The following is an 11,853-nucleotide window of genomic DNA, read 5'->3' as shown; positions in this document are numbered from 1 at the left end:
AAAGCGCTTCTCTCCAGAATGTATCCTGAGTACGGCGGAACACGAGAAATTCCGTCGGAATCCACGGGGACCATCCCGTAAGGCTAAATACTCCCTAGTGACCGATAGTGTACCAGTACCGTGAGGGAAAGGTGAAAAGAACCCCGGAAGGGGAGTGAAATAGTTCCTGAAACCGTGTGCCTACAAGTAGTTAAAGCCCGTTAATGGGTGATAGCGTGCCTTTTGTAGAATGAACCGGCGAGTTACGTTTACTAGCAAGGTTAAGTCGAGAAGACGGAGCCGCAGCGAAAGCGAGTCTGAATAGGGCGAATTAGTTAGTAGGCGTAGACCCGAAACCAGGTGATCTACCCATGTCCAGGATGAAGGTAAGGTAAAACTTACTGGAGGTCCGAACCCACGTAAGTTGAAAATTGCGGGGATGAGGTGTGGGTAGCGGAGAAATTCCAATCGAACCTGGAGATAGCTGGTTCTCTCCGAAATAGCTTTAGGGCTAGCCTCGAGGTAGAGAGTCGTGGAGGTAGAGCACTGTTTGAACTAGGGGCCCATCTAGGGTTACTGAATTCAGATAAACTCCGAATGCCATCGACTTATACTCGGGAGTCAGACAGTGAGTGATAAGATCCATTGTCGAGAGGGAAACAGCCCAGACCACCAGTTAAGGTCCCTAAATATACGTTAAGTGGAAAAGGATGTAGTATTGCTTAGACAACTAGGATGTTGGCTCAGAAGCAGCCACCATTTAAAGAGTGCGTAATAGCTCACTAGTCGAGTGACACCGCGCCGAAAATGTACCGGGGCTAAACGTATTACCGAAACTGTGGATGAACATCTATGATGTTCGTGGTAGGAGAGCGTTCTAAAGACAGCGAAGTCAGACCGTGAGGACTGGTGGAGTGTTTAGAAGTGAGAATGCCGGTATGAGTAGCGAAAGACGGGTGAGAATCCCGTCCACCGAATATCTAAGGTTTCCTGGGGAAGGCTCGTCCGCCCAGGGTTAGTCGGGACCTAAGCTGAGGCCGATAGGCGTAGGCGATGGACAACAGATTGATATTTCTGTACCAGTCATTAATGTTTGAGCGATGGGGGGACGCAGTAGGATACGAACGCATGCTGATGGATATGCATGTACAAGCAATTAGGCAGGAAAGTAGGCAAATCCGCTTTCCGCGTAAGCTGAGTTGTGATGTGGTGGCACCTAGTGCCGTAGGTTCTGATTCCACACTGCCAAGAAAAGCCTCTAGTTAGTTAATGACTGCCCGTACCGCAATCCGACACAGGTAGATGAGGAGAGAATCCTAAGGTGAGCGAGAGAACTCTTGTTAAGGAACTCGGCAAAATGACCCCGTAACTTCGGGAGAAGGGGTGCTCTATTAAGGTGAAAGCCTGAGAGAGCCGCAGTGAATAGGCCCAAGCGACTGTTTACCAAAAACACAGGTCTATGCAAAATCGTAAGATGAAGTATATGGGCTGACACCTGCCCGGTGCTGGAAGGTTAAGAGGAGTGCTTAGCGCAAGCGAAGGTGCGAATTGAAGCCCCAGTAAACGGCGGCCGTAACTATAACGGTCCTAAGGTAGCGAAATTCCTTGTCGGGTAAGTTCCGACCCGCACGAAAGGTGTAACGATTTGGGCACTGTCTCAACAAGAGACTCGGTGAAATTATAGTACCTGTGAAGATGCAGGTTACCCGCGACAGGACGGAAAGACCCCGTGGAGCTTTACTGCAATCTGATATTGAATGTTTGTGTCACTTGTACAGGATAGGTAGGAGCCTTGGACTCCGGAGCGCTAGCTTCGGATGAGGCGTTGGTGGGATACTACCCTTGTGACATGACCATTCTAACCCGCACCCCTTATCGGGGTGGGAGACAGTGTCAGATGGGCAGTTTGACTGGGGCGGTCGCCTCCTAAAGAGTAACGGAGGCGCCCAAAGGTTCCCTCAGAATGGTTGGAAATCATTCGCAGAGTGTAAAGGCACAAGGGAGCTTGACTGTGAGACCTACAAGTCGAACAGGGACGAAAGTCGGGCTTAGTGATCCGGTGGTTCCGCATGGAAGGGCCATCGCTCAACGGATAAAAGCTACCCCGGGGATAACAGGCTTATCTCCCCCAAGAGTCCACATCGACGGGGAGGTTTGGCACCTCGATGTCGGCTCATCGCATCCTGGGGCTGTAGTCGGTCCCAAGGGTTGGGCTGTTCGCCCATTAAAGCGGTACGCGAGCTGGGTTCAGAACGTCGTGAGACAGTTCGGTCCCTATCCGTCGCGGGCGCAGGAAATTTGAGAGGAGCTGTCCTTAGTACGAGAGGACCGGGATGGACACACCGCTGGTGTACCAGTTGTTCCGCCAGGAGCATCGCTGGGTAGCTATGTGTGGAAGGGATAAACGCTGAAAGCATCTAAGCGTGAAGCCCCCCTCGAGATGAGATTTCCCATCACTTTATGTGAGTAAGACCCCTGAGAGACGATCAGGTTGATAGGTTCGGAGTGGAAGTGCAGCGATGTACGGAGCGGACGAATACTAATAGGTCGAGGACTTAACCTTATTAAGTTTTAAAAGCGAAAATGACGATGGGTTGTTACCTTTCGAAAAAACATCAATTAGTATTCAGTTTTGAGAGTGCAAGCTTTCATGAAAATTTCATAATTATCCAAGCAATTAGTAGATGATTTATCTATTAATGTGAATTTTAGATAAGCAAGTTATTCAAGGCGTCAATGAGTTGATTGCGGAGCGTACGTTTGTATGTGACAATTGAGACGAAGGAGACAACGATGAAGAACGATGGTTAGATGAAATTCAAACACATGTTTGGTGACGATAGCAAAGAGGATACACCTGTTCCCATCCCGAACACAGTAGTTAAGCTCTTTAGCGCCGATGGTAGTTGGGGGTTTCCCCCTGTGAGAGTAGGACGTCGCCAAGCATAGTTTGGTAGTAATGGCAAAGAGGATACACCTGTTCCCATCCCGAACACAGTAGTTAAGCTCTTTAGCGCCGATGGTAGTTGGGGGTTTCCCCCTGTGAGAGTAGGACATTGCCAAGCAACTAAGACATCCAAAAGGGTGTCTTTTTTTTGATTTTTAAAAACATGAAAAAAGGAGCGGATTTATCCGCTCCTTTTTTCACTATTAAGTTGGTAGTATTGAGCCTATAAGCACTTAGATTGAAGATGTTAAATCTTTTTTATTTAGTTCGACATTGAATTTACGGATTAAGCCAGCAAATTGCAGACGTTCATCTTCAGACCATTCGGAAACGAGACCATCATAAACCTGATGACGGGCTTGGTGTGCTTTTTTTAAAAAATAGCGACCACTTTCTGTTAAAGAATAATATTTAAGTTTTTTATCTTCAATGCTTGTTTCAACACGAAGGACACCATCAATAACCATTTCTTTCAGCTGTTTTTTGACTTTATCAACATCAATATGGTAAACATCAGCAATTTTGTTGGCTGATAACTTCGGTTTTTCATCGAGTAAATCTAAAATAAGGTAGGTAGACCATTTTAATTTTGTTTCAGCTTCATTAATTTCAGTTTTAAAAGTACCTAGTCTAAAAGTATGGGCAAGTTCATGAGCAATTTGTTCGGTTGAATCGTTGTTTTGATAAGATTTCATCAGTTAATCTCCTTTTATATACTAAATGTCGTTAGGGAAGATACGCGTTATCTCCCAACGGAAAGGAAGATTAGTCAACTCATCACTTCTTCTATAACTCCTATTCAGTATAGCAAAATACGACTGAAATTACAATTTTTGAGGAAGCTAATAAATAGGGGAAAGGGAGTAGTTCTTTTGTTATCGAATGGTATAAGAATTATTTACGTTAGCAGAGGTCAATCAATGGTGAGCCTGAAGATAAATGCTGTTCTAGGTCGTTACGGTTTGCTCACTCGGGATTAGGCACATCACAGTATACACAACGTTTCTCGTTCGTCGTGCCTAGAACAAAAGTGAAAACAGCTTGTTCAATAGGATTTCAATTAAGTCTTATTATCTGATAGACAAACTCACTACAATTGAATTCGACAGAAAATGAAGGTTGCCAGGACTTTATTTCGAAACTGAATCAATAGTTATTAATAGTTTTTTTTTAGTAAATCATGATATAATATAAGAGTTGTAATTATAGTATGAACGTATTGAAAGGAGAATATTTAAATGAATGAAACAAAAGAAGCTTATCAGGTTTTACTCTATTACTTATACACACCAATTGAAAATCCAACGGAATTTGCTGCGAATCATTTAGCTTATTGTAAAGATTTAGAATTGAAAGGTCGTATTTTAGTAGGAGCAGAAGGTATTAACGGTACTGTATCTGGTACGATTGAAAAGACAAATCAATATGTTAAAGATATGCAAGCTGATCCAATGTTTGCTGGTATTAAATTTAAAATTGATATGGCAGAGGGACACGTCTTTAATAAAATGCATTGTCGTCCTCGCGCAGAAATTGTTGCCCTTGAATTAGAAGAAGATATCAATCCACATGAAGTGACAGGTGAATACTTGGATGCTGAGAAATTCAGAGAAGCATTATTAGATGAAAATACAGTTGTATTAGATGCACGTAATGACTATGAATATGATTTAGGTCATTTCCGTGGTGCGATTCGTCCAGATATTCGTTCATTCCGTGAATTGCCACAATGGGTGCAAGATCATAAAGATGAATTGATGGATAAACGTGTAGTAACTTATTGTACAGGTGGTATTCGCTGTGAGAAGTTTTCTGGTTACCTTGTTCGTGAAGGCTTTAAAGATGTGGGCCAACTCGATGGTGGAATTGCAACTTACGGTAAAGATGAAAAAGTCAAAGGCGATTTATGGGACGGTAAAATGTACGTCTTTGATAAGCGTATCTCAGTGCCAATTAATCACGTTGAAGAAGTTATCGTTGGTGTTGAACATTTTGATGGCACACCTTGTGAGCGTTATATCAACTGTGCCAACCCTCGCTGCAACAAACAAATCTTAACGCATGTTGAGAATGAAGAAAAATATTTGGGCAGTTGCTGTCACACATGTCGTGTTCATGAGGACAACCTATACGCTAAACGTCATGACTTAACCGACGCACAATTTGCTGAGAGATTAGCCCTTATTACTGACGGAAAATAAATAAAAAAAAGACTGACGCTATTCGTTTAAGCCACGAATAACGTCAGTCTTTTTTTGAACTTTATTTAATAATAAGGTGCCATGAAGAGATAAACAATCACACCAGTAATGCTCACATATAACCAAATTGGCATCGTCCAACGCACAATTTTTTTATGTTTGAGCGTTTGCAGCGACCAGCCCCACCAAGTAGCGAACATTGCTAATGGTACGACTAAGGCTGCTAAAATACTATGACTAATCAAAATAGTAAAGTAAATTGGACGAATAAAACCTTCACCACCGAAAGTTGGTGATTCACTCTGTAAAAAGTGAAAGGTTAAATAAGAAAATAAGAATAACATTGTTGATGACCATGCAGCTAAAATAAAGCCTTTATGCAACTTGATGTTTTTCTTCTTAATAATCGCCCACAGTGCCATACAGAGAAAGATAAAGGTGAAACTATTAAAAATCGCATTAAATCGTGGGAATAAGTAAAGGTCAAAATTAATTTTACCTGAGTATCCGACGAGTGGTGAAAAGAAGAGCATTAAAATTAAAATATCAGCAATAATTGAAATGGTGATAATTAGCCCGACATAATTTTTTTTACTCTTTGGTTGGTGTTCCTGAGACATGTAAAGATCCTCCTTAAATTCTAATACTAGTTGTTGCGGTTATAGGCACCGTGCCATACAGGACCAATGAACTCGTTCAGTGCAAAGCCACCTGTAATCGCTGCTGTAACAAAGTCTTTTGCTTTAGAAACAGCAGCTTCAACCGTCATGCCATTAGCAAGTCCTGCTGTAATCGCAGCGGCAAACGTACAGCCTGCCCCGTGATTATGATTGTTGGCATCCTTAGGTGCTTCGAGTAGCGTATAGTTTGTTCCATCAAATAAGAGGTCGATTGCTTTGTCACTATCAATCGCCTTGCCGCCTTTTATGACAACGTATTGAGCCCCTAATTGATGAATCTTCACAGCAGCATTCTTCATCTCAGCCAATGAAGTAATGGGAGCAGTTCCTGCTAATTGGCTCGCTTCAAATAAATTTGGTGTGACTACTGTTGCTAACGGCAGTAAGAGGTCACGAATGGCGGTTGCGTTTTCGGGTTGCATCAGTTCATCCTCGCCCTTACAGACCATTACTGGATCAATGACGACATTTTGCAAGTGATGTTGTTCAATCGCAGCTGCTGTTTCTTCGATGATGGCAACAGAGCCTAACATCCCAGTTTTCATAGCATCAACAGGCCCACCGGATAGAATCGTTTTTAGCGCTGCTTTCACGACCAAGGCATCAATCGGTGTGACGTCATGACGCCAGTTATCGTCGGGATCCATTGTAACGATGGAAGTCACCGCCGAAAAACCAAAGGTGCCGTATTCTTGAAATGTTTTTAAATCCGCCTGTAAGCCAGCTCCACCACTTGAGTCAGAACCAGCGACAGTTAATGTTTTTTTAATCGTCATATATAGACCTCCTCTTGAAAAAATAGTGTTTTTAGTTTAAAACGAACTTAGTAATCGCATGGGCGACACCACTATCGTAATTATGTTTCGTTGTATATTTGGCCGTTTCTTTCACGGTGGTGACCGCATTTCCCATCGCAATCGGATGACCAACAACACTTAACATTGATAAATCGTTTAAATTATCACCAATGGCCATCACATTATTCAGTGCAATGTTAGACTTTTGGGCCAGCTGACGTAGTGCAATCCCTTTTTGGGCATCTTTATGGGTGATTTCAATATTATTACCACCTGATGCGGAGATAGCGATTGCATCGAGATGTGCTAGTTTTGGTGTGAGATAGTCAATCAGGTCTTTACGGTACCCTGATACAATGATTTTTAAGAAGGATTCAGCTGTATAACTGTTTAAAAAGACCTCGAAGTCATCCACAAAATGAGGAATGTGTTGATCTGTGAATTCAGTCGACATTGCAATCGCATCTTCTGTCTGAAGTTGCTCGTTAATACTTAAAAAGTATTCGCTTAGTAAAGCAATCGTTTCGTCGCGATTTTCACCGTATACATCAGTTGACGTATACACTTGGAAAATAACTTTTTCGTCTTTTAAGGCATGATAAACGCTTAAAATATCCGCGATAGGGAAGGTGATTTCTTCTAGTAAATCGCCTTTAGCAGAGCGGGTTTGGGCCCCGTTCAAACAAATAAGTTGAACATCGTTTAAGTTTTGTGCGGCTATTAATTCTGAAGCGCTGGCATAGTCTCGACCAGTAGCCACAACGACTTGACATCCTTTTGTTTGTGCGGCTTTAATCGCTTGTGCATTTGCTTGTGTGATTTTCGCATCATTTCCGAGTAATGTCCCGTCCATGTCTGTTGCAATTAATTGAATCATAAAATCCTCCTTCAAAGTCATTAATACCTAGCTATAGTCTACCACGTTTTTAATGTTTTTTGTGTTATCGAAGGAATTTAATCATCATTATAAGGAAAGAAAGGCAGGGACAGCTTCTTTTTTGAGATGAACACCTACCATAAAGTAAGGGAAGTCACCGTAACGAGAGCTTGCCTCATCAAAACGCATTTCATAGACAATTTTTTTGAACTGTAAGGCATCGTTGCTAAATAAAGTAACGCCCCATTCATGATCATCTAAGCCGATTGAACCTGTAATGAATTGACGAATTTGTCCAGCGTATTGGCGGCCAATCATCCCATGATCACGCATCAGCTGTTGCCGCTCATTCATCGGTAGACGGTACCAGTTGTCATCACCGTCACGCTTTTTATTCATTGGATAAAAACAAATATATTTATTAAGAGGTAATTGCGGATAGAGTCTATTTTGGATGTGTTTCATCACTTTAGGATCGGTTGAATCACCAGTGTAGGTGCTTAATTCAATCACGGAGATGTATGAATGAACACGAATAAAATAGTCTGCAATTTCCAGTTTGTTAAACTGACTTTCAATTTGATTTAAATCACTTAACTCCGGTCTCAATAACATAAAACCTAAATCAGCCTTGTGACCTGTTACATCAAAAAGATAGAAGCTCCCGGTCTTTTCTTCTGCTATTTTCTCAAGTGAATCAATAAAACTGATAAAATCGCTGATTAAATGTGAACGTTTCTCTTGTGTTAAGGTACGCCATTTAGCCCAATCTATTTTACGGAAATCATGCATGCAATACCAGCCATCATGTGTTTTAACTGCTTCTACCATTATTATCGCTCCTCTTTTAATTAGTATCTTCATTATACGTGATGATGTGATTGCAAAAGACAAATATGTCTGATATCTCAATAGAAAATTTTGAGAATGGACACTAAATAGTAACATTTCAGGCGTTTTAGATAATAGTTATTCTAAATAACTATGTTAGACTGTAGTTAATTAAGATAATTGGAGGTTTTTTTGTTGAAAAAAATTGGATTATTAGTGATGGCTTACGGTACACCGTATAAAGAGGAAGATATTTTACGTTACTATACAGATATTCGTCATGGTCATGCACCAACACAAGCGTTATATGACGAATTAGCAGGGCGATACCGTGATATTGGGGGGATTTCACCATTGGCCCGTATTACGGATGCACAGGCTGCGAAGTTACAAGCCTCGTTAAATAAGACACAAACCGATGTTGAGTACAAAGTTTACATTGGCTTAAAACATATTGAACCATGGATTGAAGATGCCGTAACTGAGATGGCGGCGGATGGTATCTCAGAAGCTTATGGTATCGTATTGGCACCACAATATTCTGGCTTTAGTACGCAAACGTATCATTCACGAGCGCAAGCTAAAATCGACGAATTGGGTGCTGACATCAAGCTGACTAAAATTTTACGTTGGTATGAAGAACCAAAGTTTATCGCTTTTTGGGCTAATCAAATTACAGCCTTAAATGCACAGTTTAGTGCTGAACAACAGGTAAAAGCAATGTTTGTGTTTTCGGCACATAGCCTCCCTGTTAAAATTTTAAAAGATGGCGATTACTACCCACAAGAAGTGAAGAAAACCGCGGCATTAATTGCTGAAAAGGCTGGGATTACCAATTATGTCGTTGGTTGGCAAAGTGCCGGTCGAACTGCTGACGAATGGATTGGGCCTGATGTGTTGGATTTAACACGTGAATTGAGCAAAGAAAACTACACTGACTATATTTACGCGCCGGTAGGATTTGTAGCAGAGCATTTAGAAGTTTTGTATGATAATGACATCGAATGTAAGGACGTTGTTGCTGAAATTGGCGCGAATTATCATCGCTTAAAGATGCCAAATACAGATCCACTCTTTATTGAAGCGATAACAGACGTTGTATTGAAAGCACGCGTAAAGTGAGATGACAAAAATAGCAATCATCGGCGGAGGGCTGTCAGGGTTGACAACTGCCTTTTACCTTAACCAAGCAGATCCAACAATTGAATGGCATTTGTATGAGGCAAGTCCACGGTTTGGTGGACACATTCAAACCGTTCATCAGCAAGGCTATGTAATTGAAAAAGGGCCTGATTCCTTTTTAGCACGGAAGCCAGCCGGAATGCAGTTAATTAAGGATCTCGGTTTAACTAACCAACTTGTTGCGAATGCCACTGGTCAGTCGTATATTTGTCATCATGGGCATTTTTATCCGATTCCAGAAGGAGCGGTTATGGGTATTCCTACCAAAATAGGCCCGTTTTTGAAAAGTCCCTTATTTACTGTTAGAGGGAAGCTTCGTGTTTTGTATGAATTAATTAAACGATCAGAGCCACGAGTTGGTGACCAATCACTCGGCACTTTTTTTGAACAACGTTTTGGTGAAGAAATGGTGAACCGTTTAATTGAGCCTTTATTTTCAGGTATTTACGCGGGGGATTTAAAGCAGATGAGTTTGAGGACGACGTATCCTGCAATGGAACAGTTACTTGATACACACGGGAGTCTTTTAAAAGGCTTGCGCAAACAACAAAAACAATTTGTTACGACCGGAACAAAAAAAACGACCGGTGCATTCCGAACTTTAAGTGGTGGAATGATACAATTAATTAATACGCTTGTTGCCCAATTACCGCCAGAGCGATTACAGGCGAATCAGGGCATTGAACGTGTGAGTGAGTTACCTAATCAGCGTTACCAACTGACATTTGTGGATGGCAGTCAAACGAGTGTTGATGAGGTTGTATTTGCAATCACACAGCCCCAAGTCGCTAGACTGTTACCCGAATTGAACTCGCCGTTAGCGGGCCAAACTGTATCCTCGTCAGCAACTGTCTCGTTAGGTTATCGCCAGTCGGAGATCCCTTCTTTGCCAGAAGGAACAGGTTTTTTAATGACGCGTGCCAAAGCGGAGCAAATGACAGCGTGCACGTGGGTGCATACTAAATGGCCACATATGGTACCAAAGGGACGTGTGTTATTACGTATCTTTTTAGGACGTAGCGATCAACCGAACATCAGTCGAATGAGCGACAGTGAACTGATTGTTCTCGCCCAACAGCAGGCATCAGCGTTGATGGGAATTACAGCTTCCCCGGAAGTTGTGGAAGTGAGTAAAATGAGTGAAACAATGCCGCAGTATGCCGTTAATCATCACATGAGGGTCGAACAACTGCGCCAACAAACGGCAGGTAAACACCTTCATTTTATCGGAATGTCGTATGAAGGAGTCGGTATGCCAGATTGTATTCGATTAGCAAAAGAATGTGCCGACAACTTAAAAAACAAATAGGCGCTGTTTGTTATAGGATTCAAAAAAGCCTTCGTGAGGATGAATTGCTCACGAAGGCTTTTTTTGGATTTATTCAGCGACTGCTTGAACAGCAGTAATCAAGGCTAATTTGTAGGCGTCATCTGCAGTACAACCACGTGATAAGTCATTGACAGGCTTGTTTAAGCCTTGTAAAATCGGTCCCACAGCTTCGAGTTTCGCAAAGCGTTGAACCAGTTTATAACCAATGTTACCAGCACTTAGGTTAGGGAAAACGAAGACAGATGCATTACCAGCTAACGGTGAATCAGGCGCTTTTAACTCAGCCACTTCAGGTACGAAGGCAGCATCAAATTGAATTTCGCCGTCGATAACGAGGTCTGGTCGCGCATCTCTTACTAAGTGTGTCGCATCAGCTACTGCTGTCGCATCAGGTGATTTAGCTGAACCATGTGTTGAGAAACTCAACATCGCAATTTTAGGATCGATATTAAAAATCGCGGCTGTTTCAGCACTTGTAATTGCTGTTTCTGCTAAGTCGGCACTGTCAGGATTGATGTTGATTGCGACATCTGCAAAAATGAAGCGAGCAGAGCGACCAATCATCACCATTGCACCTGAAGTCTTTTTAATACCGGGTTTTGTTTTGATAATTTGTAAAGCAGGGCGAACCGTATCACCGGTTGAGTGAATGGCACCACTTACGAGACCGTCAACATTACCGATATGTACGAGCATCGTACCAAAGTAGTTAGGGTCACGTAAGGTAAGACGTGCTTGTTCTTCTGTTGCCTTGCCTGCACGACGTTCAACAAAGGCTGCGACCAATTCATCAAATAACGGGTCATTTTCAGGATCATGTGTTTCGATATCACCGATCACTACACCAGCTTCACGAGCTGTAGCAGCAATCACATCTTTGTTACCGAGTAAAACAGGAATGATACTTTTTTCGGCATGTAAACGAGCTGCTGTTGCAACAATACGAGCATCATTACCTTCTGGAAAAACAATGCGGATATTTTTGCCAACAACTTTTTCTTTTAATTCATTAATTAACGTATTCAATAT

At 42.0% G+C, this 11,853-nt stretch carries 9 protein-coding genes and 3 rRNA genes (1 of these 12 cut by a window edge); 6 read left to right on the top strand and 6 right to left on the bottom strand.

What is annotated here, in order from left to right; all coding sequences use genetic code 11:
• The 3 genes from ACJYYY_RS10095 to rrf (ACJYYY_RS10085) form a co-directional block, all read left to right on the top strand.
• Positions 1-2,542 (top strand): 23S ribosomal RNA (locus tag ACJYYY_RS10095); it begins 388 nt to the left of the window's first position.
• 266 nt (positions 2,543-2,808) lie between these two features.
• Positions 2,809-2,924, top strand: a 5S ribosomal RNA gene (gene rrf, locus ACJYYY_RS10090).
• 4 nt (positions 2,925-2,928) lie between these two features.
• Positions 2,929-3,044, top strand: a 5S ribosomal RNA gene (gene rrf, locus ACJYYY_RS10085).
• A 115-nt stretch (positions 3,045-3,159) separates the two neighbouring features.
• Here the strand turns inward: rrf (ACJYYY_RS10085) and ACJYYY_RS10080 are convergent.
• Positions 3,160-3,621, bottom strand: a complete 462-nt coding sequence (locus ACJYYY_RS10080; RefSeq protein ID WP_035314888.1) for a hypothetical protein — start codon at positions 3,619-3,621, stop codon at positions 3,160-3,162.
• A 543-nt stretch (positions 3,622-4,164) separates the two neighbouring features.
• On the opposite strand from ACJYYY_RS10080, the gene ACJYYY_RS10075 reads away from it, so the two are divergent.
• Positions 4,165-5,127, top strand: coding sequence for a rhodanese-related sulfurtransferase (locus tag ACJYYY_RS10075; RefSeq protein WP_408868901.1), 963 nt, complete (start codon positions 4,165-4,167; stop codon positions 5,125-5,127).
• A 65-nt stretch (positions 5,128-5,192) separates the two neighbouring features.
• Here the strand turns inward: ACJYYY_RS10075 and ACJYYY_RS10070 are convergent, their stop codons facing one another.
• The 4 genes from ACJYYY_RS10070 to hemQ all read right to left on the bottom strand — a co-directional run bounded on the left by ACJYYY_RS10070 (position 5,193) and on the right by hemQ (position 8,312).
• Positions 5,193-5,747 (bottom strand): DUF420 domain-containing protein, encoded by a 555-nt coding sequence (locus ACJYYY_RS10070; RefSeq protein ID WP_408868900.1) that lies wholly within the window; start codon positions 5,745-5,747, stop codon positions 5,193-5,195.
• Between the two features lie 26 nt (positions 5,748-5,773).
• Complete coding sequence (thiD, locus tag ACJYYY_RS10065; protein ID WP_408868899.1) at positions 5,774-6,583, bottom strand: bifunctional hydroxymethylpyrimidine kinase/phosphomethylpyrimidine kinase; 810 nt, start codon at positions 6,581-6,583, stop codon at positions 5,774-5,776.
• 31 nt (positions 6,584-6,614) lie between these two features.
• The gene (locus ACJYYY_RS10060; RefSeq protein WP_035314885.1) at positions 6,615-7,481 is read right to left on the bottom strand and encodes a Cof-type HAD-IIB family hydrolase; all 867 of its coding nucleotides are present in this window, start codon (positions 7,479-7,481) and stop codon (positions 6,615-6,617) included.
• 87 nt (positions 7,482-7,568) lie between these two features.
• Positions 7,569-8,312, bottom strand: a complete 744-nt coding sequence (gene hemQ / locus ACJYYY_RS10055) for a hydrogen peroxide-dependent heme synthase (protein WP_035314884.1) — start codon at positions 8,310-8,312, stop codon at positions 7,569-7,571.
• 195 nt (positions 8,313-8,507) lie between these two features.
• Here hemQ and hemH point away from each other — a divergent pair, with 195 nt between their 5' ends.
• Both hemH and hemG read left to right on the top strand, forming a co-directional pair.
• Complete coding sequence (hemH, locus tag ACJYYY_RS10050; protein WP_408868898.1) at positions 8,508-9,434, top strand: ferrochelatase; 927 nt, start codon at positions 8,508-8,510, stop codon at positions 9,432-9,434.
• Between the two features lies 1 nt (position 9,435).
• Positions 9,436-10,803, top strand: a complete 1,368-nt coding sequence (hemG, locus tag ACJYYY_RS10045; RefSeq protein WP_408868897.1) for a protoporphyrinogen oxidase — start codon at positions 9,436-9,438, stop codon at positions 10,801-10,803.
• Positions 10,804-10,872: 69 nt separating this feature from the next.
• Here the strand turns inward: hemG and pta are convergent, their stop codons facing one another.
• The gene (gene pta / locus ACJYYY_RS10040; RefSeq protein ID WP_035314882.1) at positions 10,873-11,850 is read right to left on the bottom strand and encodes a phosphate acetyltransferase; all 978 of its coding nucleotides are present in this window, start codon (positions 11,848-11,850) and stop codon (positions 10,873-10,875) included.
• Positions 11,851-11,853: the final 3 nt, after the last annotated feature.

Source organism: Brochothrix campestris (assembly GCF_046058945.1).
Taxonomy (GTDB): Bacteria; Bacillota; Bacilli; order Lactobacillales; family Listeriaceae; genus Brochothrix; species Brochothrix campestris.
This window is presented reverse-complemented; position numbering and strand designations above follow the sequence as displayed.

Bases quoted from the DNA above. Each gene is read 5' to 3' on its own strand.
- ACJYYY_RS10080 (WP_035314888.1), bottom strand. From the start codon at position 3,621: ATGAAATCTTATCAAAACAACGATTCAACCGAACAAATTGCTCATGAA.
- ACJYYY_RS10075 (WP_408868901.1), top strand. From the start codon at position 4,165: ATGAATGAAACAAAAGAAGCTTATCAGGTTTTACTCTATTACTTATAC.
- ACJYYY_RS10070 (WP_408868900.1), bottom strand. From the start codon at position 5,747: ATGTCTCAGGAACACCAACCAAAGAGTAAAAAAAATTATGTCGGGCTA.
- thiD (WP_408868899.1), bottom strand. From the start codon at position 6,583: ATGACGATTAAAAAAACATTAACTGTCGCTGGTTCTGACTCAAGTGGT.
- ACJYYY_RS10060 (WP_035314885.1), bottom strand. From the start codon at position 7,481: ATGATTCAATTAATTGCAACAGACATGGACGGGACATTACTCGGAAAT.
- hemQ (WP_035314884.1), bottom strand. From the start codon at position 8,312: ATGGTAGAAGCAGTTAAAACACATGATGGCTGGTATTGCATGCATGAT.
- hemG (WP_408868897.1), top strand. From the start codon at position 9,436: ATGACAAAAATAGCAATCATCGGCGGAGGGCTGTCAGGGTTGACAACT.